This is a genomic window from Pseudoalteromonas sp. P1-30 (assembly GCF_001400005.1).
Classification (GTDB): domain Bacteria; phylum Pseudomonadota; class Gammaproteobacteria; order Enterobacterales; family Alteromonadaceae; genus Pseudoalteromonas; species Pseudoalteromonas atlantica.
The window spans coordinates 1-22,925 of sequence record NZ_LKBC01000016.1; the positions used below are offsets into that span (position 1 = coordinate 1).

General features: G+C 40.2%; 23 protein-coding genes and 1 tRNA gene. 11 read left to right on the forward strand and 13 right to left on the reverse strand.

Annotation, left to right across the window (positions count from 1 at the left end; genetic code table 11):
- Positions 1 to 643: 643 nt before the first annotated feature.
- The gene (locus AN395_RS17125; protein WP_054983734.1) at positions 644 to 1,837 is read left to right on the forward strand and encodes a hypothetical protein; all 1,194 of its coding nucleotides are present in this window, start codon (positions 644 to 646) and stop codon (positions 1,835 to 1,837) included.
- Entirely contained in the window at positions 1,837 to 2,301 is a 465-nt protein-coding gene (locus AN395_RS17130) for a hypothetical protein (RefSeq protein WP_054983735.1), read from the forward strand. Before AN395_RS17125 ends, AN395_RS17130 begins: the two co-directional genes overlap by 1 nt.
- A 25-nt stretch (positions 2,302 to 2,326) precedes the next feature.
- Here the strand turns inward: AN395_RS17130 and AN395_RS17135 are convergent, their stop codons facing one another.
- Positions 2,327 to 4,414 (reverse strand): bifunctional diguanylate cyclase/phosphodiesterase, encoded by a 2,088-nt coding sequence (locus AN395_RS17135; protein WP_054983736.1) that lies wholly within the window; start codon positions 4,412 to 4,414, stop codon positions 2,327 to 2,329.
- 260 nt (positions 4,415 to 4,674) lie between these two features.
- Here AN395_RS17135 and AN395_RS17140 point away from each other — a divergent pair, with 260 nt between their 5' ends.
- From AN395_RS17140 to AN395_RS17175, 8 genes are all read left to right on the forward strand, one after another.
- Entirely contained in the window at positions 4,675 to 5,607 is a 933-nt protein-coding gene (locus AN395_RS17140; protein WP_004589136.1) for a hypothetical protein, read from the forward strand.
- A 22-nt stretch (positions 5,608 to 5,629) separates the two neighbouring features.
- On the forward strand, positions 5,630 to 6,529 hold the full coding sequence (locus AN395_RS17145; protein ID WP_004589137.1) for a DUF350 domain-containing protein: 900 nt from the start codon (positions 5,630 to 5,632) through the stop codon (positions 6,527 to 6,529).
- Positions 6,530 to 6,532: 3 nt separating this feature from the next.
- Positions 6,533 to 8,254: a polyamine aminopropyltransferase gene (locus AN395_RS17150; RefSeq protein WP_054983737.1), complete on the forward strand. Its 1,722-nt coding sequence runs from the start codon at positions 6,533 to 6,535 to the stop codon at positions 8,252 to 8,254.
- A gap of 80 nt (positions 8,255 to 8,334) precedes the next feature.
- Complete coding sequence (locus tag AN395_RS17155; protein ID WP_004589139.1) at positions 8,335 to 8,748, forward strand: YjfI family protein; 414 nt, start codon at positions 8,335 to 8,337, stop codon at positions 8,746 to 8,748.
- A 24-nt stretch (positions 8,749 to 8,772) separates the two neighbouring features.
- Entirely contained in the window at positions 8,773 to 9,465 is a 693-nt protein-coding gene (locus AN395_RS17160) for a PspA/IM30 family protein (protein ID WP_029772224.1), read from the forward strand.
- Between the two features lie 73 nt (positions 9,466 to 9,538).
- A complete protein-coding gene (locus AN395_RS17165) occupies positions 9,539 to 10,177 on the forward strand; it encodes a DUF4178 domain-containing protein (RefSeq protein ID WP_054983738.1) in 639 nt (212 codons plus the stop codon).
- Positions 10,174 to 10,497 carry a hypothetical protein gene (locus AN395_RS17170; protein ID WP_029772225.1) on the forward strand — a complete coding sequence of 108 codons (324 nt, stop codon included), beginning with the start codon at positions 10,174 to 10,176 and terminating at the stop codon, positions 10,495 to 10,497. The genes AN395_RS17165 and AN395_RS17170 overlap by 4 nt, the downstream gene beginning before the upstream one ends.
- A 15-nt stretch (positions 10,498 to 10,512) precedes the next feature.
- Positions 10,513 to 10,698, forward strand: a complete 186-nt coding sequence (locus AN395_RS17175; RefSeq protein WP_024032117.1) for a hypothetical protein — start codon at positions 10,513 to 10,515, stop codon at positions 10,696 to 10,698.
- A gap of 20 nt (positions 10,699 to 10,718) precedes the next feature.
- Here AN395_RS17175 and AN395_RS17180 read toward each other — a convergent pair whose 3' ends face one another.
- The 5 genes from AN395_RS17180 to AN395_RS17200 all read right to left on the reverse strand — a co-directional run bounded on the left by AN395_RS17180 (position 10,719) and on the right by AN395_RS17200 (position 13,805).
- Entirely contained in the window at positions 10,719 to 11,123 is a 405-nt protein-coding gene (locus tag AN395_RS17180) for a hypothetical protein (protein WP_029772226.1), read from the reverse strand.
- Between the two features lie 10 nt (positions 11,124 to 11,133).
- Positions 11,134 to 11,658: a hypothetical protein gene (locus AN395_RS17185; RefSeq protein WP_004589145.1), complete on the reverse strand. Its 525-nt coding sequence runs from the start codon at positions 11,656 to 11,658 to the stop codon at positions 11,134 to 11,136.
- 107 nt (positions 11,659 to 11,765) lie between these two features.
- A complete protein-coding gene (locus tag AN395_RS17190; RefSeq protein ID WP_054983739.1) occupies positions 11,766 to 13,142 on the reverse strand; it encodes a lyase family protein in 1,377 nt (458 codons plus the stop codon).
- A 10-nt stretch (positions 13,143 to 13,152) separates the two neighbouring features.
- Complete coding sequence (locus AN395_RS17195; RefSeq protein ID WP_004589147.1) at positions 13,153 to 13,518, reverse strand: hypothetical protein; 366 nt, start codon at positions 13,516 to 13,518, stop codon at positions 13,153 to 13,155.
- A gap of 101 nt (positions 13,519 to 13,619) precedes the next feature.
- Positions 13,620 to 13,805 (reverse strand): hypothetical protein, encoded by a 186-nt coding sequence (locus AN395_RS17200; RefSeq protein ID WP_004589148.1) that lies wholly within the window; start codon positions 13,803 to 13,805, stop codon positions 13,620 to 13,622.
- Positions 13,806 to 14,005: 200 nt separating this feature from the next.
- Here AN395_RS17200 and AN395_RS17205 point away from each other — a divergent pair, with 200 nt between their 5' ends.
- Entirely contained in the window at positions 14,006 to 14,596 is a 591-nt protein-coding gene (locus AN395_RS17205; RefSeq protein WP_054983740.1) for a DUF938 domain-containing protein, read from the forward strand.
- Here AN395_RS17205 and AN395_RS17210 read toward each other — a convergent pair.
- The 7 genes from AN395_RS17210 to prfB all read right to left on the reverse strand — a co-directional run bounded on the left by AN395_RS17210 (position 14,573) and on the right by prfB (position 22,877).
- Complete coding sequence (locus AN395_RS17210; protein ID WP_054983741.1) at positions 14,573 to 15,712, reverse strand: GNAT family N-acetyltransferase; 1,140 nt, start codon at positions 15,710 to 15,712, stop codon at positions 14,573 to 14,575. The genes AN395_RS17205 and AN395_RS17210 overlap by 24 nt on opposite strands.
- Before the next feature lie 86 nt (positions 15,713 to 15,798).
- Positions 15,799 to 18,519, reverse strand: coding sequence for an ATP-binding protein (locus AN395_RS17215; protein WP_054983742.1), 2,721 nt, complete (start codon positions 18,517 to 18,519; stop codon positions 15,799 to 15,801).
- A 132-nt stretch (positions 18,520 to 18,651) separates the two neighbouring features.
- Positions 18,652 to 19,140: an RNA-binding protein gene (locus AN395_RS17220; RefSeq protein WP_039972466.1), complete on the reverse strand. Its 489-nt coding sequence runs from the start codon at positions 19,138 to 19,140 to the stop codon at positions 18,652 to 18,654.
- 276 nt (positions 19,141 to 19,416) lie between these two features.
- Positions 19,417 to 19,509: transfer RNA gene (locus AN395_RS17225), tRNA-Ser, on the reverse strand.
- Positions 19,510 to 19,637: 128 nt separating this feature from the next.
- On the reverse strand, positions 19,638 to 19,820 hold the full coding sequence (locus tag AN395_RS17230) for a hypothetical protein (protein ID WP_024031585.1): 183 nt from the start codon (positions 19,818 to 19,820) through the stop codon (positions 19,638 to 19,640).
- A gap of 396 nt (positions 19,821 to 20,216) precedes the next feature.
- A complete protein-coding gene (gene lysS / locus AN395_RS17235; RefSeq protein ID WP_004588007.1) occupies positions 20,217 to 21,752 on the reverse strand; it encodes a lysine--tRNA ligase in 1,536 nt (511 codons plus the stop codon).
- Positions 21,753 to 21,778: 26 nt separating this feature from the next.
- Positions 21,779 to 22,877 (reverse strand): peptide chain release factor 2 gene (gene prfB / locus AN395_RS17240; RefSeq protein WP_096041210.1). Its coding sequence is split into 2 segments (ribosomal slippage): positions 21,779 to 22,801 and positions 22,803 to 22,877, totalling 1,098 coding nucleotides; the frame shifts between segments, so codons are not numbered across the junction.
- Positions 22,878 to 22,925 lie beyond the last annotated feature (48 nt).

The following is a 22,925-nucleotide window of genomic DNA, read 5'->3' on the forward strand; positions in this document are numbered from 1 at the left end:
AACAGCGCCGATGAGAGTGTAGCATTTGCTATGTGAAAGTAGGACATTGCCAGGCTCCAAATAAGAGAAACCCGTTACAGCGCTGTAACGGGTTTTTTGCTGTCTGGAGTTTAATAAATAACCAGACCCATGCCGCAATTAATATTCACATCTAAACTTATTACGTAGGTCGAGCGAGCGTAGCGACTCCCGACGCAATAATAATGTGCATTTGCTATGTGACTCTCTACCGCTGTGGGCACCATGACATCGCCAAGCTCCCAATACAAGAAAGCCCGACTCGAAAGAGCCGGGCTTTTTTACGTCTGCAGAAAAGTGAAAATACATTCCAGAGATTATTCGCACAGTCTCTACCACCACCGTAGCGTGGGTTGAGTATCACGAAACCCGCGGATGAAACACACACCACAGAACTCAAAATAGATCACTTAATTAAGCGAATTGGTATTACAGTACACGCAAGTCTCTTAACTTAACTAATCTATTAAGATGTATAAAAATAATAGCTTATAGTTCAGACTATTTTGATCCACACTCTTTAACTTTGACTATAGTTATACCTCATAATAATTATTCTGCAGAATTATAAAATGTCGTTACTTTTTAATATTCAGCGCTTTTTTATATAGGTTGCTGGGTGTCTATGCGAAATAAAATATTTCAGATATTCGTTTTAATCGTCAGCCTACACCATTTACCGGCTAAATCAGGTGAGTTTGATTTTTCAGGCTACGCACGTGTTATTGGTGGTTATTTAGATGAAAAAGATGTCGAATATAGAGGCTACGATGACAGTATTAACTTTTCACCATCAAGTTTAATAGGTCTTCAAGCTGAGTATCAGTTTAATACAAACTGGTCAGTGACAGCACAAGGGTTATTTAGATCCGATAGCACAACGGTATCTGGTGAGAGTGGACTTGAATGGCTGTATTTAACTTATACGCCCACAACAAACCTACAGATAAAAATCGGTAAGCTGCGCACCCCATTTTTTACAATGAGCGACTTCTCTGATGTAGGGTTTGCATACCCATGGATCAATCCGCCACAACAAGTATACGACACGTACTTATTTAAAACATTTAATGGTATTGATGCTATTTACAAATTTGGCTCAGATGACTTTGATATCAGTATTGAAGGGTACTATGGCGAAGAGTCGGGAAGTATTGGCATAGGCCCTATTAAAACAGGTTTTGAGGTGGATAATTTAGTGGGTGTGATAGGGAAGTTGAATATTGAAAATATAGAATTTAGGGCTTCAAGGTATAACGGTAACATAGCGCTAGATCTTAAATCGATTAACCAACTACAAGATATTTTAGAGAATTTTAATTTTAGCCAAAGTGCAGCATCGCTGACAACGCAGGGCAGTGCGCATGCAGATCAATTTGGTGTTATTTATGATAATTTAGATTATTTTTTTAGAGGTGAGTGGGTAAAGATTAAAACACAGTTAGATATAATTCCGATTATACAAAGCTATTACTTAACCGTAGGCTATAACGATGCACCTTTTACTTATCATTTAACCTTTGCAGACAGCGATGTAGAAATTAATGCCAATCAGAATGAAATCCCTATTGGTGCTAATGTAGAGCTTGATCAGCTGGCACAGGCTTATAACAGCGTGTTTGCAGAGTCGGCGCCTGACTCACTAAAAACATGGACACTCGGTATACGATGGGATGTGCTACCTAATCTGGCATTAAAGGCGGAAGTATCTGCTTTAGAGGGCGATGAGGTTAGTAATTCTTTTTTTGTTATCCCTGAGGATGTTAGCTTTAATAGAAAAACGAATCTTTACCTTATTGGCTTAGATTGGGTATTTTGATGATGTACTCTAAGTTAACTTACGTGATTAGACATATAATACTGCTGTGTATTTTTACTTGGTCATTATTGTTTATCAGCGTACAAGCCTACGCGGATAATAGCCATACCACTAAAGTGATCATTGTTGTTAATACGGCCAATAAAAACTTAGCTTTGAGTAAGCAGCAAATTCGCCATATTTATATGGGCGGCGCGATGAGTCGTCAATTTAAAGCAGTAAATTTACCCGCCGGAAACCCGTTACGAATCGATTTTAATACGAAATTGGTTGGCTTAACCGAATCGAGAATTCAGGCTTATTGGGCTCAGATGAGATTTACAGGGCGTAGCAAGCCACCCGTAGAATTTAGCTCGACTAAAGAAATTATTGCGTATTTATTGAAAGAAGAAAATGCAGTTGCTTATTTACCTGCTGATACAAAAATTCCGGACGAGCTAACTGTTGTAACGCTAACGCCTTAATTTATGGTTAACTAGTAGCGCTGACTTATTTTAAAATTAGCGCTTTAAATGCCTCTTTTGCTTGGGCTTTAGCTGCTGGAATGTGTGCTATGGTTACAGGCTTTGCAAAATAATACCCTTGCATTTCATCACTGCCATTTTTAATTAGGTAGTTAGCCTGGCTGGCTGTTTCTATACCCTCACTACATACTTTTAAACCTAAGCGTTTACTTAAATCGAGTATGGCCTTTAATACCGCCGCATCCTTTTCTGAGCTGTCAAATTGATTAACGAACATACGGTCAATTTTGATGGTATCGATATCTATTTTTGTAAGGTAGCTTAGCGATGAATAACCCGTTCCAAAATCATCAAGGGCTATAGACCCGCCCATTTGTTTTATTTGGTTAAAGAATTCATTGGAGTTTTCAAAATTATCGAGATAGCTTGATTCGGTTATTTCAAACTGGATATTTGCAATGTCGACGTTGTATTTAACCAATTTATTTTTTACAACATCAATAAAGTGATTATCTTTAAGATCATGGCTCGATAGATTTAAAGAAACGAGTACATGGTTACCTATAGTTTGCTTTAGTGTGGGTAAATCTTGAAATACCCTGGAGACAACCCACTGCGTGATTGCTTTTATTTTACCTGCTTGCTCTGCAATGGGTATAAATTCGCCTGGTGAAATAAAGCCAAGCTCTTCACTTTGCCATCTAATAAGGGCTTCAAGGCCATTAGCCTCACCATTGGCAGCTATTTTTAACTGATACACAACTTCAAACTCATTTTGCGCAATTGCATGACTAATTAAATAAGCCACTTGAGCCATTCGCTTGCTGTTTTCTAACATTTTTCTATGGAAAACAGTGTACGACCCTTTACCTTTTTCTTTTGAGGCATACATTGCGATGTCTGCATTACTAATCAATGTATTAATGTCAAACTCTGCCTCTTTAGCGTGGGCAATACCAATACTTACCCCAGTAGGTATATCCCACTGGTTAATAGTAAAAGGCGTTTGCATTGAGCTGATAATTTGCTCCGCGATATTAATAACGTCGGTGTAATTATTTATATTACGCAGCATTATTAAAAACTCATCACCCCCTAAGCGTGCAATAACATCGTTTTCGCGTAAGTGCTTTTTAATATTACTGGCTACCGCCTTTAAAAGTAGGTCGCCCGTTTCATGGCCAAGTGTATCGTTAACACCTTTAAAGCTATCTACGTCAAAAAACATAATTGCTATATCTTGATGATTATTTTTACAGCGTGTTAATTCTTCTTTTAGTAAGGCCATAATAAACATACGATTAGGTAAGCCAGTTAATATATCGAAGTTAGCTAAGTGCTCCATTGATTGTTTTTGCTTTAAAAGTTGTGCGGTGTTTTTTTGATTAGTGAGCACTTGGGAATTAATAGTGTTAAGTAAGTTATTAATATCTTTGCCAAGTTGCGATACTTCATCGTTGCCTGAGCCCTGGTATTGGAGTTGATAGTTAGTTGTTTTTTCTACTTTTTGTGTGAATTTAGAAAGTTTTAATAGCGGGCTTAATAAATGTTGGTATATCCAAAAAGAGATGATGATGGTGATCACAATACTAAAAATAACGATAGGGGCTGCACTATAAAATAAGCTCGCTTTGCTTTCATTGAGGGGCTTATTAAAATCCTGAACAATTAATAGGTAGCCTATAGGGAACTGCTCCTCACCAATTGTTTTTAAGGCAACTAAGCCTTGGTTAGTAACACTGACGGTACGGGGCAAGCTTTGCGGTTTGATGCCCTTTAGCTGTGGAGAAAAATCCTCGAACTTTAAGTAATTAGGGTGCACGTAGGACTGTATTAGCTGCCAATTACTATCAAATACATTTACAAACTTTATGTGCTCGTACCTATCTAACCCCAAAAGCTCAGTTGTAATAGAAAATAAATCTATCTCTTGCGACATAACACGTAACAAATTATCTGAAATATTTGATGACATAGCATCGAGGTTTTCTTCAACTGATTGGCGGTATAAATCCTCGTGCTCATTAATAGCTAAATAAAAAACAAAACTAGCGCTTAGTACGATTAGACAAGTCGTAATAATAATAAATTTGTTACGAATACTATGAAACATTTAGCCAAATCCCTTCTTACTGTCATGCTCTTTCACTAAAAGAGTTATTACTTATTGTTGTTATTTATTAATAGAAGGCTTACGCGTAGCGCTGATGTTACTTACTAAATTTGTAAGTAAAAGAATGTGTTTAAATTCATAGAGTAACTATAGCTGGTTATTTTATTTTAGGCAGACTTACTTTGTTGCAATTTCATTCTTGGCTTAATAAGTGACCTGTGTAAGACTAATGCGGTTATTTATTAAATCAGGTGACATGAATGTCGAATATAAAAGCTTGGAAACTTATGAGCCTGTTTTGTTTGTTTGCAGTGCTTATGGGTTGTCAATCTAAAGAAGAGCAACTACAACAAACAATTCAAGAGTCTATTAAAAAGGCAGATGTTGAGCTTGCACAGCTTGGTACCGCGCTTGATAATGGGACTATACGTAATGCTGTATTGCTTAAAGAATATGGCAAACTCCTTAAACAGCAACAGCCAGAACTTAGTCAGGTTGTTGATGTAATTACCCTTGATGCTACAAGGCAGGGTGCCCTTTACAGTGGTTTAACACAACGACTTAAAGATATTAAAGGCACTTATTTAATCCCTCCTTACGAAGATACGCTACACAGTATTGATTTACTACGTGAGGCGGCTAAGCCTACGCTGTTTTCTGATGCGTTAACGGACCCGATTAATATGCTAGCCGATATGTCTAAGGGCAGCCTTGCGCGCGTTGGTGCTATTAGTAAAGAGGCAGAGGGCGCAGGCGAGGGTAATCAATTGGTGGGCAACCCTAATTACGGTAACTGGCAAACTAATAGTAATGGTATTAGCTTTTGGCAGTGGTATGGCATGTACCGTATTTTAGGCGATGTATTTGACCGTGTTGAATACGGACGTTGGAGCAGCCGCCGTAAATATAGCTATTACAACGATTACGGCCGCTATCGTTACTCAAGCCCTAAACAAATTAAAACGCAAAGTGCTTTAGAAACGCGTACGCGTCAATCGTACCAACGCCAAGGCAAACAGTTTACTAGCCCTTATGCGAGCAAAAAAACGGGTGCCTCGGGTTTAAGCCGCAGTAGTTATACACCGCCTAAAAGCCGCAGTAGTTACTCGCGTTCGAGTAGTTATAGCAACAGCTCTGGATCGGTACGCAATAGCGGTAGCAGAACCTCTCGTGGCGTGAGCCGTGGTAAGTAAAGAATAAGTTGGAGTTAGAAATATGTACGAATTTAATGGAATAACTACGTGGTCGCTACAAGCTTTGGCGATTGATTTTGCAATTATCGTGTTGTTATTTGTAAGCCTGAAATACATTAAGGGCTGGGTTTCAAACCTTCATGCAAATGACGAAATAACAGAACGCGATAACTTTGCTTTTGGTATTAGCTTTGCGGCAGGCTTAGTTGCACTTGCCATTGTATTAACGGGTGTGAGTAGTGGCGCCTTTGCTGCGTCGTTACAACAAGAAGCCCTGCAAATGCTAGGCTATGGTGTATTAGCCATTGTACTGATTAAATTAGGCCACTTTTTTCAAGACAAGGTCGCGCTTCGCAAAGTCAGCCTGCACGACGAAATTGTAAAAGGTAATGTAACAGCCTCTATTATCGACTTTGGTCATGTAGTGAGTGTGGCTATTGTGATTCGCTCTGCACTTTTATGGGTAGCAACAGAGGGTTGGCACGGGCTGCCTATCGTTATTGCTGCCTTTATTATTGGCAGTGTTGCACTACTGCTTGTAAGCCAATACCGCGTACAATTATTTAAGCGTACCAATAAAAGCGGTGATTGTTTACAACAAGCCATTATTGATGGCAATTTAGCTGTAGGTATACGCTACGCAGGCTTTTTAGTAGGAAGTGCCTTAGCTATTACAGCGGCATCAGGTATTGCACCGTATGCGGCCGATAACATTAATGCTAGCCTGCTTTATTGGGCTATTAGCGCGATTGTAAGTTTAGTGGCATTCATCATTTTGCATTTAATCACCATCAAAATAATTTTATCAGGTTGTGATATTTCAGATGAAGTTAACCGTCAGAAAAATGTAGGTGTAGGTGCTATTTCTGCTGCAGTGTCGTTTGCTGTCGGTATTACTATGGCAACCTTACTAGGCGCATAATCAGTGTCATCAACTACAACTAGCCCAAGTAAATCACGTTTACTTGGGCACGATATTTTACTAATAACTGTTATGGCCGTACTCGCTGGGTGCGGCCTTATTTATGAATACTTACTTTCGCATTACGCAGGGCGGGTACTGGGCTCTGTAGAGAGTGCTATCTATGCCATGATTGGCACAATGATAGTTGCCATGGGCTTAGGCGCATTTTTAGCCCGTTGGTTTAAAGATGCCTTTACCGCCTTTGCTTGGCTTGAAAGTATTATTGCCCTGGTTGGCATGGGCTGTATTCTGGCAATAGCCGGTGTAATTGCTGTAAGTTATTCACTTCCTCATTTGTTTTCTAGTATTTTTAATTTACCTCCAGATGTTGTGCTCAATGGCTATGTATTTCAAAAGCTGCAAGAGTGGTCACGCTTTTTACCTTATGTGTTTGGTTTAGTACTGGGTTTATTTATTGGTATGGAAATACCGCTTATTGCACGTATTCGCCAACATGTGTACGGGCGTTTTTTAGAAAACAATGCAGGCACTATTTATGGTGCCGATTATATTGGCGCGGGTATTGGTGCGGCTATTTGGGTAAGCATTATGCTGGCGATGCCTATAATGCAAGCTGCAGCGTGGACAGCTCTTTTTAATATACTGGCAGGGCTCGCCTTTTTATGGCGCTACCATGCTCATGTGCGCTTTGCTAAGGCACTTCTGATCTGCCATATAGTGTTACTGGCACTGTTTGGGTTTATTTTAGTGATGGGAAGTAGCTGGATGAACAGCTTAAGTAATGTACTTTATAAAGATAAAGTTATTTACTCACAAGCAACTAAATACCAGCATGTAGTATTAACCGAGCGCTTAAGTAAAAACCAGCCAGCGCCTATTACCGACTTGTATTTAAATGGGCGTTTACAGTTCTCGAGTATTGATGAGCAAATATATCATTCAATGCTGGTGTATCCGGCAATGCTCGCATCAAACCGGCACGATAGCGTATTAATTATTGGTGGTGGCGACGGGCTTGCCCTTAGAGATGTTTTAAAGTGGCCAGTGAACGACGTAACGTTAATTGATTTAGATGCACAGCTGCTTAATTTATTTGGCCATAAAGACGGTGATTTTACAGCGCCTGAGTCTATAAGTAAGCGGTTATTAGCGCTAAATAAACAATCGATGTTAGACCCACGCGCCAATATTATTGTGGGAGATGCGTTTTTAGAGGTTGAAAGGCTCCTTGATCAAGGTAAGCAATTTGACACTATTTTAATTGACTTGCCGGACCCTAATCATCCCGATTTAAACAAAATGTACAGCGACTATTTTTATAACCATGTACGTCAATTGTTAGCTCCCGATGGCGCAATGGCTGTGCAATCAACCTCGCCTTATCATGCCAAAAAAGCATTTTTAAGTATTGCTAAAACGGTAAAAGCGGCGGGTTTTGATTATGTTGAGCAGTACCAGCAAAATATTCCTTCGTTTGGGCAATGGGGGTGGACAATAGCCACTAAAATGGGTCAACCAGCCAGTGGGCGAATTAAAAATATAAGCGCTATGCCGGTGCCATCAAGGTGGGTAAGTAAAGAATATTTATTAGCCAGCTTTGTATTTCCTAACCAGTATTTTGAACAAGTTAAAAGTATTGAGGTCAATAGGTTAGGTTCGGGTCAGCTATATGATTACTACCGTAATGCGTGGCAGATAGAAAGCGAATTGTATAAAAATTAATAAAACATGGTTGACATAATATGTCGACCGTGCGAATCTTAACTCAGACATAATATGTCAAACAGCAAAAAGGCAGAGACATGGAATTAAATGAACTTTCAATAAAATTAGCTTCTTTTGAAACAGAAGGCGCTAACTTTGAGTCTTTCTTGATTGCCAACCCTGGTGAGCAAGATGTTTTACAAGTCATAGTTGATGGAAACGATGAGCTTCCAATTTTTGTTACGCAAACACAAGAGCAGTTGTTATGTATTAGCTACTTGTTTGGCGAAGATGAAGTAAAAAGTGAATTACGCAACGAGTTAAACGAAACACTACTACGTTTAAACGTGCCAATTCCACTGAGTGCATTTGCTAAAATCGATAACAAATACGCGATTTTTGGTGCACTGTCGGTAAATTCATCATTAGATGATATTACCCACGAACTAGTGACACTAGCTGACAACGCTATTGACGCACTAGAAGCCGTGACCTTGTATTTAAACGATTAGTAACTAGTTAGTGGAGTTAAGATTATGAGTATATTAAAAAAATTATTTACAGCAGTACGTGGCGGCGCGCGTGAAGCGGGCGAAGCAATTGTAGATGCAAACGGCATTCGTATTTTTGAACAAGAAATAGCAGATGCGCAAAATGCACTTAATCGTGCTAAAAAGAGCCTTACAGAAGTAATGGCTAAAGAAATGCAAACTAAGCGTAAAATTAGCGCAGTTGATGCATCAATTGCTGAGCACGAAGCATATGCAGGCCAAGCACTTGAAAAAGGTAACGAAGCCTTAGCATTAGAAATTGCCGAAAAAATTGGTGACTTTGAAGCTGAAAAAGCTGAAAACGAGCAAGTATTAGCAGGTTTTAGCAATCATATTGTAGCGCTTAAACAACAAGTTAAAGACGCTGAAAAGTCGATTAAAGAAAATCAACGTCAGCTTACTATGGTTAAAACCACAGAAAGCGTACAGCAAGCTACTATGGCTGTTAACAGCACGCTTAATACTAATAGCTCGTCTATGACATCGGCTCGTCAGTCGCTTGAGCGTATTAAACAGCGCCAGCAAGATCGTAGCGACCAGTTAGGCGCTGCTAAGCAACTTGAGTCAGATACAAATGGCGACGATTTAAAAGCAAAAATGGCTGAAGCCGGTATTGGCGATACAAGCCCAAAAAGTGCTGATATTTTAGCGCGCATTAAAGCCAAGCAAAACGGCTAATAGTTCGTACATTTATAATAAAAGGTAATTAAGCGTGGCTTAGTTACCTTTTTTGCTTAAGGGATGCCTCATTATGTTTAATTTTTTCAAATCTAAAAAAGAGCCAGAACGTCAGCTTAACCATGCAAGTGAGCTTAAAAAAGGTGACATGTTTAGCGTTATCGATTCATTTGCGTATCCGTCGTGGTTAAAAGGGCAAACGCTGCGAGTTATTGATATTCAAACCTATCAATATCAGCACAGTAGTGATACTGAGTTTGTGCTAGAGACGAACAGCGGACAGGTGGTATTTTTACAAATTGAGCAAGATGATGGCGAGCAGTGGGCTAATTTTTCAATCAAAATTCAGCGTGACGACGTAGAGCAAATATTTGGGCTAGACGAATTTTCACGTATTTTTGATGAAGAGTCGTTAACTCATATACAGGTACAAAATACGCCAGAGCAGTTTATGCAGTTTTTAGCTAAAAGCTATCAGCAAAGTGAATCGCCTTATGTGTGCTATTTCCATAACAAAGATTTTCGTGGCCAGTCATTACCGCGCTATGAGCAAGAGGGTGGCGAACCTTGTGAAATGATTTGCTTAGCATCGCCAGACGAAAGGCATGGCTTAAATATTGAAATATGGGATGGCGGTGAGACCGAAGTGTCACTAACGCTAACACGCCCAATTACCGATATAGTCGACTTGTTTCCAGGAGATGCGAAGTGAGTGATGCTAAAGACAAGTGGTTACGTCAAGAGCAAGCCGTGCGTGCCACACAAATGGCATTTGATTTAAGCAGCGAAGTACAAAAGTCGATAAAAAAGCAGGCCATTGACCAAGAGCTTACGCCCTCAGATATGATCCGTAAAATTTTAGGCTTAGATGTAAAGTCTAAAAAAACACGTCAGCGCCTATCGTTTAATCTAAACGATGATGAAATAGCCCAACTTGCAACGCGGTTTAATGTCCAAAGTGATGATAAGCGAGCCGTAAAGCAACAAGTAGCAGAGTTATTAATTGCTCATACTAAAAAAAACACTAAGTAGTTAATTTAGATTTATATGAATATTATTTTAATTGCTTACTTAATTATTTTTGCTTTGTTTGGCACAGCTGCAAGTTACTTTGTGCGATTTATATATGCGTACTGGGTAAAAAAAGAAATGCCAATGAAATACATTGTTAAAGCAGGAATTAGTGTGGTGCTGGTGGTGGTTATTTCAGCGTTAATACCTTTTATAGGTTAACGCTGAAATTGGCGTTTGCGCTATTTTATATCAAATGCCTGGCATTGCTGATTAATACACAGGGTTTGTACCTCAAGTACCGGTGAGCAATCGGTTAAACCTTGCGCTTTGTTTTGCGCTTTTTGTTGTTGTGTAATTTTTTGGGCAACTTCTTCGGCGTGCTCTTGAGAGGTATTAAGAGTTGAATACACAACATACTTACTTGGCCCACCACATGCTCGTGCACCTACTTCGAGTACCTTACATTGAAAGCTCGCGGTGCAACTATTATCACTAACAATGTTATTAAGATCGTAGTTCAAGTCAGACAAATTCTGATTTTGCTCAGTACTTGATGATGTGCTTGCACAGCCGCTAAGTAATAGCATAGCGCTGGTGGCAACACTCACAATTGATAATTTAATTGCTGATGGTAAACAACTCATAACCTTGTCCTTAAAATACACTTACCGCTGAACCTTCAAGTTTAACACATTTATTTTCAACACACTGCGTGCTTGGCGAAGTTAAATGCTGGCACGTGCTCATCATTTCATTTTGTGTGTTGTAGGCTTTTTCAAGCGTTGTTATTTGCTTTGCAAGCGAACTGACTTGCCCCTCTTTAGCTGATTTTGTTGAGTAAACAACATAATCACTTGGTCCGCCGCAAGCTTTGCTTCCTACAGGCATAACCTTACATTGTGCAGAGGTATCGCACTGTGTATTGGCAATTAACGTATTAAGCTCGCTTTTTGCGGTTTTAATGTCGTTAAGTGATACTGCTTTTAAAGCGGTTTTTATGGGTTGTGATGCATCAGTAGGGGTTTTGTGCTTGTTTTCACTGCTGGTTTGTTGAGGTACTTCTTTATGCGGTACTTCTTTAAGCTCGTTCACCGAGTTAGTTGGTGCATCTTGCGATGTTGTTTCGAGGCATGCAGTTAAACAAAGTGGTAAAAGTAGGGCTAACAGTGGAGTACGCATAACAAACCTTGATAGTGATGAATTATTCATCACTATCATACACGGTGCATTTTTAACGGCAATAAAAACTATATTATCAAGTAATTAAAGCCGTTTTAGATTTACCTTTATAAACCGCCTTGGGTAAGTTTAGTGGGGTTAAGCAGTGTTTCTAATTCACTGCGTGGAAGGTCGGTTTCTTGCTCTGCGACATCAATTATTGGGCGGGCTTCTTTGTAGGCTTGCTTCGCTATTTTGGCTGCTTTTTCGTAACCGATCACCGGATTAAGCGCTGTCACTAAAATTGGATTTTTGGCCAGTGCTTTATCAATATTGGGCTGGTTTACTTTAAAACTCGCAATGGCTTTATCTGCCAATGCTTGGGCGCTATTAGCAAGTAGCTCAATGCTTTGTAAAATATTGTGCGCAATAACAGGTAGCATTACGTTTAGCTCAAAATTACCCGCTTGGCCTGCCACAGTGATGGTTGCATCGTTACCTATAACTTGAGCGCTTACCATGGCTGCCGCTTCTGGGATCACCGGGTTTACTTTACCCGGCATAATCGACGAGCCAGGTTGCAGTGCTTCAAGCTCTATTTCGCCAATCCCGGCAAGTGGGCCTGAGTTCATCCAGCGTAAGTCATTGGCTATTTTCATTTGTGCTACAGCGAGTACTTTTAACTGACCTGAGAGCGCTACAATGGCATCTTGCGAGCCAATATTGTAAAAAAAGTTACTGCTTGGCTTAAAACTTATACCCACATTTGCGCTTAAGTTTTTAGCAAACTTTGAGGCAAATTCGCCATCAGCATTAATACCCGTGCCAACAGCAGTCCCGCCTTGGGCAAGCTCACATACTCGCTCTAAGCTATGGCGAATGCCTGAGGCTGCATTATTTACTTGTGATTGCCACGCGCTTAGCGTTTGCTCAAACGTAACGGGCATGGCATCCATTAAATGCGTACGGCCTGTTTTAACTATTTTGCCAACGTCTGCCTTTTTTTGCTCTAAACTCTGCGATAGTTTTTCAAGGGATGGCAGTAATTCATAAACTACGTTAATAGCACTACTTAGTGCAATGGCTGTAGGCACAACATCGTTAGAGCTTTGCCCCATATTTACATCATCGTTGGGGTGAACTGGCTCATTACCAATGCGGGTTGCAAGCGTTGCGATAACTTCATTAGCGTTCATGTTCGAGCTGGTGCCTGAGCCAGTTTGGAAAATATCAACCGGGAAGTGCTCGTAATGCTCGCCATCAATAATTTGTTGGCATGCTTGCTCAATAGCGTTGGCTTTACTTTTACTTAAGTGATTTAGCTCAAAGTTACTTTGTGCTGCAGCTTGTTTAATGTATGCAAGCGCTGTTACAAACTGTTTTGGCATAGTTAAGCCGCTAATAGCAAAGTTGTTAACTGCACGCTGGGTTTGCGCTTGGTATAGCGCATCACTAGGGACCTGTAATTCACCCATGCTGTCGGATTCGGTTCTAAAATTGCTCATAAGTCGCTCCTTAAAAAGGGTTAAATTCGTGACTGAGTACGCGAGCTTCGCGCTCAAGTTTTAAAAATTTTTCAGTATCGTTATGTGCATAGTAAAAGCGTTTTAATGCCAATAAGGGTTTATATAATTGCTCAAGGCACTGCTTACGAATGGCATTGTGTATTAGAGGGTCGCACATTTTATTGATAATTTCATGGTGAGTGCGTAATAAATACAACTCTTGTAGTAAGGGGTTACGCTGTTTTTCAAAGCTTTTAGCAACGTTTAAAGCGGTTTCTATGTAGTGAGCTACCACCATAGGCGCATGTAAGCCCGGGCGTAAGCAGTTACAAGCAAGTTCATGATGATAAGGCTGTAATGCCTGAAAGGGAGACATAAAAAAACCGATTCAAGTTAACGATAATAGTTATCATTACATTTAATCGGTTTCAGTGTAAACAGTTATTATAAAAATTATTTGCAGCGTTTAATTGAGTATCAATTATAGCCAAGAATGAATATTTGGTCTGTTTCATGTTTTTTTAGCGCCTGTTGATTTTGGTTACAGTGAGAAAGTAAGTCGATTACAGTGGCTCTACTATCACAGGTGCTACTTGGTTTTTCGGTGCTTTTTTCTGTCACTGAGACCACAGCGTCTACAGCGGTGTAAGGGGGAGTATGCATAATTTTATCCTCGTATTTAATATTGGTAATACACCCTACTTAGGGTTGATTTAATTAAAGCATAATACATACCATCGCCTTATTTTTATTTTAGTGCCATGAATTAACTCACTTTTATAAAGTATCTATAAAACTTTAATTGTTCAGTGCCATTTTTTTGCGTTAATGTTGTGCAATAAGTTTCAATATTGGTGCAGGTCATGATCAAACCTTTCTCACAAGCGTGTGAAAACAATAAGGGTCCTATTTTAGAAGTGCTTAAAACGGCTTTTAATAAGACAAAATCGGTACTCGAAATAGGCTCGGGTACGGGGCAGCATAGTGTGTTTTTTGCTGAGCAATTACCGCATTTACTGTGGTATACAAGTGATCGCCATATTAACCATGAGGGCATAAATTTATGGCTTAAGGAGGCAAATTTAACTAATTTACACGGCCCTCTTGAGCTTGATTTGAACTATGCATGGCCGGTAAATAACGTAGATGCCATTTACACAGCAAATACGTTTCATATTGTAAGTTGGCAGTTGGTTGAGCAATTTTTTAAAGGGGTTTCAATGCACTTAGCAAGCCAGGGAGTAGTGTGTATTTATGGCCCTTTCAAATACCAAGGGCAGTTTACAAGTGCAAGTAATGAAGAGTTCGATCGCTTTTTAACGCAGCGTGACCCATTTAGCGGTATTCGTGATTTTGAGGCCATAGAGCAATTAGCAAGGCATGCTGGCCTTACACTCATAAGTGATACAGCTATGCCAGCGAACAATCAGTTATTGGTTTTTAAACGGCAGTAAATCAGCGCACTGCGTTTTATAAATTGTCATATGCTGGCGTTCTCGCTTTAGGTAGTCGTTTATTGCTGCTCTAAAGTCGGGTTCAACAATATAGTGGCTGGAGTAGGTAAAAACAGGCTCAAACCCACGAGGTATTTTATGCTCACCTTGAGCGCCTGAGTGAAAGCAATGTAAGTTATGCTTAATCGCAAATTCAATCCCTTGGTAGTAACACAGCTCAAAATGAAGAGAGTCTATTTCTTCGCTGGCGCCCCAATAGCGGCCATACAAGGTGTTTTCACCTTGTAAGCTGAGCGTTGCTGCCACTATTTTGTTGTCTTTTTTGGCAAGCATAATAATTAGCTGATCGCCCATTAGCGCCTGTAATAAAGTAAAAAACTCAATATTTAAATACCCTAAATGCCCAGAACGTTTTAAATAAGTACGCTGATAAAACTCACAAAATAGCTGCATTGTTTCAGGGTTTAGGTGCGAGCCTTGCAGCCATTCAATGGTAATATTTTGCTGTGCTATTTTAGCTCGCTCTTTTTTTAGCGTTTTTCGTTTGCGTGCGGTGAGTGTATTTAAAAAATCGTCAAAGGTTTTAAAGCCTTTATTAAACCATTGAAACTGCACGCCTACGCGCTGCATTATATCGTCAGTACACAGGGCCTGAGCTTGAACCTTTGGGCAAAAGTTAACATGCCAGCCAGACCAACCTTGCTCCACACTCGTTAAATTTAATTGCTTTTTTATGTACTCGTATACGCTTTGTGTATTCGTATGTGCAATGGCAATACGCTGGCCTTCAATGGGGCTAAAGGGCACACCGCTTAGCCATTTAGGGTAATAGGCTAATCCGTGTTGCTCGTAGGCTTCTGCCCATGCCCAATCAAAAACATACTCTCCGTAAGAGTGGCTTTTTAAATACCCAGGTGCGAGTGCGACTAATTTGTCAGCTTCATAAACCGCTAAGTGCTGAGGTTGCCAGCCTGTCTCTTTGTTTACACAGTGGCTTTGCTCTAATGCATATAAAAATGCATGGCGGGTAAAAGGTTCATTACCGAATAAACGAGTCCATTCGTGTACGTCTATTTGGTTAATATCACTAAACCATTGATGGGTAAAAGTGGCCATTACTGCTTACCTTGGGCTGCTTTATAGTGGGTGGTGGCGTTTTAAACTAAGTTAACACAAGCGCATTTATTTAGCGCATTATTGTATTAGGGCTCTTCAATTTCGGCGTATTGGGCTAAGCACGCGGTTAGCTTAACCAGTTCTAGCGGTTTTGCAAGATGCTGATTAAAACCAACGGCTTGAGCATGGGCTTTATCCTCAGGCATAACATCGGCGGTCAGCGCAATAATAGGCAGCTCTACCTCACTTTTAAATTGCCTAATTAGGGCGGTGGCTCTGTAACCATCCATTATTGGCATTTGGCAGTCCATTAAAATTAAGTCAAAGTGTTGCTCTTTTGCTATATCTACTGCCGCTTCGCCATTTTCGACAATATGGGCAACAATACCTAATGAGCCTAGCATGGCTTTAATTACCATTTGGTTTACCGGGTTATCTTCTGCTACTAGCACTTTTAAAGCCGCCAATTTAGTACCCGAGTATACAAGCTCGGCTTGCTCTTGTACTGGGCTGGTGCGAAGCTCAACGTCAAATTTAAACGTAGAGCCAACGTTTGGTTCGCTCTGTAATGTGACGTTACCGCCCATTAATTTACTGAGCTCTTTTACGACAGTTAAGCCCAGGCCTGTGCCACCGTATCGCCTTGATGTTGAGTCGTCTGCTTGGGTAAAGGCACTAAATAGCTTGGACTGCTGGGTAGGCTTTATGCCAATACCCGTATCTGTAACGGTTACGGTAATTTTAACTTTGTCAGTACTGATAAACTCTCCGCCAAAGTCTACATTTACTTTGCCTTGCTCTGTAAATTTTATTGCGTTGCTGCAAAGGTTTAGCACTACTTGCTCAAAGCGTAAAGGGTCGCCTACATACCAAGTATCTACCGGAAGATGACTGCTAACCTGCCAGCCAATGCCTTTATTGGCTGCACTGGCTTCAAACATTGTGTTAATACGCTTTATAATTGCATGTAGGTCAAACGCTGTGCTTTCTAGCTTGAGCTTATGTGATTCAATTTTTGAAATATCGAGTATGTCGTTAATCAGGTTTAGTAAGCTTTTAGATGAAGAGTTTATTTTGTCTAAGTAACCAATAAGAGTGTGTGCGTTGTCTTCTTTGCGCGCTAATGATGAAAAGCCAATAACTGCATTTAATGGTGTGCGTATTTCATGGCTCATATTGGCTAAAAATCGGCTTTTAGCCTGATTAGCTAAGTCAGATTGCTTTTTAGCTTGCGCAAGCGAATGGGTGCGCTCTGCGACTTTTCGGGTAAGGGCAATTTGTTGCTGATTAAAAAGCAGTAAAACAATTAAAATTAAAGCGCATACCACCAATTGCAAGGCCATTAAATACAGTGTTAATTGGTTATTATGGGGGGCAAGGTATTTTTCTTTTAAGGCTAAATGTGCGTTCCATATTTGCCCACCAAAGCTGAGCTTTAGTTTCATAACACGGCTGCCCTGAGCGATATTTAAACTTTTGCCGTAGTTACTATAAAAAGCGGGCTTATTTACATCTTCATAAAACGCAATAGAAAACATCTCTGATTGTTGCTCGTTAATCGCTTGCTCAATAATATTACGCACTAAAAACACACCTGTTGCGTACCCCTTTATAGTAGCTTTTTGCTGTTGTTGTTCGTACACGGGGGCAAATAGCAGATAAGCGGGCTCAGGCTCAGCTGTTTGCACTAACTGAATAATTTTAGTGCTGACAGGCTGATACCTAATTGCAGGGTCTACTAGCGATGCTTTTCTGTCTGGGTTTGAGTACACATTAAAACCAACCGCTTTTTGGTTGCCATTAAAAGGGGCAATGTATTTAACGATGACCATAGGATCGTCTGGTTCAAGGGGCTCCCCGACAATTTCAAAGTCTAGGTGGTATATATCGGCAACTTCTTGGGTAAACGAAGCTCGCTCACTTTGCGCTATTTTTTGATTCCACGAAAGCGCTTTAATAAACGAATGCTGTGCCAGTAACTCGCTGGCGTAGGCGTAAAAGTCTTGTTGGTTTAAATCAGGGTTAGATTGTACTTGGCTGGCTAAGCTTTGCACCGCTATTAAACTTTGGTTGATGTAGCGATATAAGCTATTTTCAATAATGTGAGCTTCTCGCTCGGCGACTTTAACGGTATTTTGTCTGTTTTCTTGGTTATAAAGCTGAGTAGTTACTGCAACAGATACAAATAAAATACTACATACCGCTAACGTAGGCAGCGGCGATATAGGCCTATTTTGCCCCTTAAACTGAGTAAGCACCAATAGCAGAGGAGTGGCAATAATTACGCCTAATGAGTCTCCTAGCCACCAAAATAACACATTTTGCCAATGATCTTTAATATCGTATGCGGAGTTAAATTGGCTCAGCGCAAACACCCCAAAATTTGCTGAAATTAAACTAACCGCAATGCCCACAACAAAAATAAAATAAATGATACTTGCGCGTTTTTTAAAATACAGCGGGTGCCCAAGCCAATATTTAAGTAAACCAGCCCCCACCATTGCCTGCAATACAATGCCAATAGCAATATACATGGCTTGGCTGAAGGTATTGCCAACTAACACCATATCGTGAGCTGTGCTGTCAAAAATATTAAAGTTAAAAGCAAAGGCTGCTATAAAAAGCGCTGGAATGAAGCGCCACCACCACATATAGCATCCAACTAAGGCAATGCCTGCAGGCAACCATACCGGGATAATTTGAGTATTAAAGGCGAGTTTAGTGAGTGAAATACCAATTAAAAAGTACGCTAATGAAAAAATTATGTAAAAGATAACTGAATGATATTTTGAGTTAAAATTTTTCACATAGCTCCCTGACTTTTTAAAAGTACTTAATTTTAAATATCAGTATAGCGAACAGTATGTTATTTGCGGTATTTTTTAATATATGTTGTAAAAGGTGTACCTTGCGCAATGTGTAAACTGCTTATTTAGCAGTTAAGGTTGTTTGCTCAGCTGCTGTTTCTGCTGCTGTAAAATAGAGATTTGTTGCTCTACAGCGCTAATTAAGGCGTTATAGCGATTTTGAATCGCCGTAGTTTTAGTGGCTATCGCATCGGCTATTGATTCGGCGCCCATTCTATTAGCTTGATCTTGAGTAACATAGCTGGCTTGTTGTTTGGCGTCAGCTAAGTCTTCTTTATAATTTTTGATAGTAAGCTGGTGGCGTTTAATTTCACGATCAATTTTTTTAATCTCAATGTAGTTATCTACAGAGGCACCAGGCATTGCGGGTGAGTTTGCATTATTGCCGTACTTATCGGCAACTAGTGGCTGTTTTAGCTTAATAACTTCTGCATTGTCAGCACAGGGTGTTTGGCTAAATGTAGCGACTCCTTTAATTGTGCATTTATAAACCGTAATGTCTTGGGCTGCGTGTGTACTTAAAGCCACAAGGCCTATTAAAGGTGCAATTAAACGAAACATAATTAAACTTACGTTAGTGGAGTTGTTATTAATAATGCCGTAACTACCCAGTGTATTCAATGAGTTTTGATTCACCTACTTTAATAAGAAATGGTGGAGAAGGAGGGATTAGCTTAATTACATCCATGTAATTAATTGCTTCGCAACGCCTGCGGCGGCTTAAAGTGTTCCAGACATTTTATCGAACCCTAGCGAGGATTCTCACCCTCCTTGGATACATGGGTTGTTAAATTTTAGGCACAAAAAAACCGCAACTAAGCGGTTTTTAATAAGAAATGGTGGAGAAGGAGGGATTCGAACCCTCGATAGAGCTACAAACTCTATACTCCCTTAGCAGGGGAGCTCCTTCGGCCACTCGGACACCTCTCCGTCTTGTGGGGCGTATAATAAAGATTTCAGAAAATATGTCAAACACTTTTATGCCAAAAATGACTATCTGGTTACAGAACGCACATAAGTCAGCTTTAATTGTATAATTGGTTTGAAAAGTAAACGATTTAAATGTTTTTGTCTTGTGGGTTAACGCCCATTAAAGGCACTAAATCATCTTTGAGCTGCGCTAAATATTGCTCTTGGTAACCTAATTGCTGAAACTCAGCAATACAGGCTCGGTAATAAGCTTGTCGCTTTTGCTCTGTGGTGTCAGTTTCTGGCGATTCTTCAACTCGGTTGTCTTTCATATTATATTCTAAGTCCATTTGAGAATTCATATTTAGAGTGCTATTTTAACCCAGCTCAAAATTTTGGCGTATTTTAGCTAAGTTTTTTACATAAATACAACATAATGTTTAAAAAACAGTCATAAAATTACGTTATAGCACTGTTATTAAGGTCATTTAAAACAAGGCTACATTAAATAACCCAATCTGAATTAACTATTAATAAGCACTAATAACTAGCTTTAAAATTTAGTTTAGTACTAATTAATTAAAAAGCGAACAATCTTACCCTCTCTTTCGTCTGTTTTTATAAAGCAATTTACTCTCCAACTTTTTCTGCATTGGCGCTTATTTTTATACTCACACAAAAACGCCGCTAAAATTTAGCGGCGTTTATCACATTTATTTTGTTAAAGCTTAGTCAGCTTGTGGGCGCATATGCGGGAACAAAATAACATCTTTAATGGTTGGTGAATCAGTAAATAACATTACTAAGCGGTCAATACCAATACCTTCACCGGCAGTAGGCGGTAAGCCGTACTCTAGTGCGCGTATGTAGTCTTCATCGTAATGCATTGCTTCATCATCGCCGGCGTCTTTTTCTTCAACTTGGCGAGTAAAACGCTCTGCTTGATCTTGCGCATCATTAAGCTCCGAGAAGCCATTTGCAAGCTCACGTCCGCCAACAAAAAACTCAAAGCGGTCGGTAACAAATGGGTTTTCGTCGTTACGGCGCGCAAGTGGCGATACTTCCCACGGGTAGCCTGTAATAAATGTAGGTTGGATAAGCATGTGCTCAGCAGTCTCTTCAAATATTTCACATAAAAACTTACCTGGGCCCCATACACAATTTTCAGGAATTTTAACGTGCACTTGTTTAGCGTACGCTTTTAATTCTTCAAAGTGGTTTTCTGGGTCATTAAATACCGCAGCATCAAACTCAGGGTTATATTTTAAGATAGCATCAGCCATGCTTAGGCGCTCAAACGGTTGGCCAAAGTCGTACTCTACTGAGTCGATAACTTCGCCGTTTTCATCTTTAGTGGTATTAACTACAATTGGGCTACCTAAAACGTTTGTTGCAACTGTACGTAGCATGTCTTCGGTAATGTTCATCAGGTCGATGTAATCAGCGTATGCTTGGTAAAATTCAATCATAGTGAATTCTGGGTTGTGACGCGTTGATAACCCTTCGTTACGGAAGTTACGGTTAATTTCAAATACGCGGTCAAAACCACCTACTACTAAACGCTTAAGGTAAAGCTCAGGCGCTATACGTAAGTACATGTCTATATCAAGTGCGTTATGGTGAGTCACAAATGGACGCGCAGACGCACCGCCAGGAATAACCTGTAGCATTGGCGTTTCTACTTCCATAAAGTCGCGCTCTGCTAAAAAGCGACGAATACCTTCAACTACTTGTGATCGAATGCGGAAAGTTTCGCGCGTCGCTTCGTTAGTAATTAAATCAACATAACGTTGACGGTACTTGGTTTCTTGATCTGATAAACCATGAAACTTCTCTGGTAATGGGCGTAGTGACTTAGTAAGTAGTTCGTACTCGGTCATTTCTACGTATAAATCGCCTTTACCTGATTTATTAAGCGCACCTTTAACACCAATAATATCGCCAATATCTAGTTGGCCATATTTTGCTTTTAAGTCTTTTTGCACATCTTTAGATGCGTAAGCTTGTACACGGCCTTTCATGTCTTGAATGGCCATAAAAGGACCACGCTTAGCTAAAATACGGCCAGCAATTGATACAACGTGCTTAAGCTCTACTAATTCTTCTTTACTCTTATCACCAAACTCAGCCTGTAAATCAGCCGTGTAATGTTCACGACGGAACTGATTAGGATGACCGTTGGCTGGGCAATTTTCGCGAATAGCGTCTAATTTGCCGCGACGCTCAGCGATTAACTTATTTTCGTCTTGGATTTGATCAGTCATTTTTTAGCTCTTTTTTAGCTTGGTGGTTATAGGCCAGATTTTAGGCTGGCTTCAATAAATTTGTCTAGGTTGCCGTCAAGTACCGATTGCGTATTACGGTTTTCAACGCCAGTTCGTAAATCTTTAATGCGTGCATCATCAAGTACGTAAGAACGAATTTGGCTTCCCCAGCCAATATCCGACTTTGCGTCTTCTTGCGATTGCTTTTCAGCATTTTGCTGCTGAAGTTCAAGCTCAAATAATTTTGCTTTTAACTGCTTCATTGCTTGGGCTTTATTTTTGTGTTGTGAACGCTCGTTTTGACACTGAACAACCGTGTTGGTAGGTACGTGAGTAATACGTACTGCCGATTCGGTGGTATTAACGTGCTGACCACCCGCGCCCGATGCACGGTAAACGTCTATACGTAAGTCAGCCGGATTAATATCAATTTCAATATTGTCATCTACTTCTGGGTAAACAAAGGCAGAGGCAAACGAGGTATGACGACGACCACTTGAATCAAATGGGCTTTTACGGACTAAACGGTGTACACCTGTTTCTGTGCGCAGCCAACCATATGCGTATTCGCCTACAAAGCGCACTGTTGCACCTTTAATACCGGCTACATCGCCATCGGTTGCTTCTACTAGCTCAACTTTAAAGCCTTTAGCTTCGCCCCAGCGTAAATACATGCGTAATAACATGTTACACCAGTCTTGTGCTTCAGTACCGCCAGACCCAGACTGTAAATCAAGGTAAGCATCGTTTGCATCGTGAGAGCCCGAAAACATACGGCGAAACTCTAAACCCTCAAGCTGTTTATTTAAGCCTTCAAGTTCAGTTTGCGCTTCAACAAACGTGTCTTCATCTTCTGCTTCTACTGCAAGCTCTAATAAACCTTCTACGTCATCAGCACCTGCTACTAAGTTGTCGATTGTTTCAACAACGGCTTCTAAGGCTGATTTTTCACGACCAAGTGCTTGTGCGCGCTCAGGTTCATTCCATACGGCTGAATCTTCAAGTTCGGCGTTTACTTCTTCTAGGCGCTCTTGTTTGTGAGCGTAGTCAAAGGTACCCCCGAAGCAGTTCAGTACGTTCGCGAATTTCCTTGATTTGATTAATCACAGGATTCACTTCAAACATGTACATTACTCCAAAATGGCTAGATTATTGCGCGCTAAAATTAGCACT

Bases quoted from the DNA above. Each gene is read 5' to 3' on its own strand.
- AN395_RS17125 (WP_054983734.1), top strand. From the start codon at position 644: ATGCGAAATAAAATATTTCAGATATTCGTTTTAATCGTCAGCCTACAC.
- AN395_RS17130 (WP_054983735.1), top strand. From the start codon at position 1,837: ATGATGTACTCTAAGTTAACTTACGTGATTAGACATATAATACTGCTG.
- AN395_RS17135 (WP_054983736.1), bottom strand. From the start codon at position 4,414: ATGTTTCATAGTATTCGTAACAAATTTATTATTATTACGACTTGTCTA.
- AN395_RS17140 (WP_004589136.1), top strand. From the start codon at position 4,675: ATGTCGAATATAAAAGCTTGGAAACTTATGAGCCTGTTTTGTTTGTTT.
- AN395_RS17145 (WP_004589137.1), top strand. From the start codon at position 5,630: ATGTACGAATTTAATGGAATAACTACGTGGTCGCTACAAGCTTTGGCG.
- AN395_RS17155 (WP_004589139.1), top strand. From the start codon at position 8,335: ATGGAATTAAATGAACTTTCAATAAAATTAGCTTCTTTTGAAACAGAA.
- AN395_RS17160 (WP_029772224.1), top strand. From the start codon at position 8,773: ATGAGTATATTAAAAAAATTATTTACAGCAGTACGTGGCGGCGCGCGT.
- AN395_RS17165 (WP_054983738.1), top strand. From the start codon at position 9,539: ATGTTTAATTTTTTCAAATCTAAAAAAGAGCCAGAACGTCAGCTTAAC.
- AN395_RS17175 (WP_024032117.1), top strand. From the start codon at position 10,513: ATGAATATTATTTTAATTGCTTACTTAATTATTTTTGCTTTGTTTGGC.
- AN395_RS17180 (WP_029772226.1), bottom strand. From the start codon at position 11,123: ATGAGTTGTTTACCATCAGCAATTAAATTATCAATTGTGAGTGTTGCC.
- AN395_RS17185 (WP_004589145.1), bottom strand. From the start codon at position 11,658: ATGCGTACTCCACTGTTAGCCCTACTTTTACCACTTTGTTTAACTGCA.
- AN395_RS17190 (WP_054983739.1), bottom strand. From the start codon at position 13,142: ATGAGCAATTTTAGAACCGAATCCGACAGCATGGGTGAATTACAGGTC.
- AN395_RS17195 (WP_004589147.1), bottom strand. From the start codon at position 13,518: ATGTCTCCCTTTCAGGCATTACAGCCTTATCATCATGAACTTGCTTGT.
- AN395_RS17200 (WP_004589148.1), bottom strand. From the start codon at position 13,805: ATGCATACTCCCCCTTACACCGCTGTAGACGCTGTGGTCTCAGTGACA.
- AN395_RS17205 (WP_054983740.1), top strand. From the start codon at position 14,006: ATGATCAAACCTTTCTCACAAGCGTGTGAAAACAATAAGGGTCCTATT.
- AN395_RS17210 (WP_054983741.1), bottom strand. From the start codon at position 15,712: ATGGCCACTTTTACCCATCAATGGTTTAGTGATATTAACCAAATAGAC.
- AN395_RS17220 (WP_039972466.1), bottom strand. From the start codon at position 19,140: ATGTTTCGTTTAATTGCACCTTTAATAGGCCTTGTGGCTTTAAGTACA.
- AN395_RS17230 (WP_024031585.1), bottom strand. From the start codon at position 19,820: ATGAAAGACAACCGAGTTGAAGAATCGCCAGAAACTGACACCACAGAG.
- lysS (WP_004588007.1), bottom strand. From the start codon at position 21,752: ATGACTGATCAAATCCAAGACGAAAATAAGTTAATCGCTGAGCGTCGC.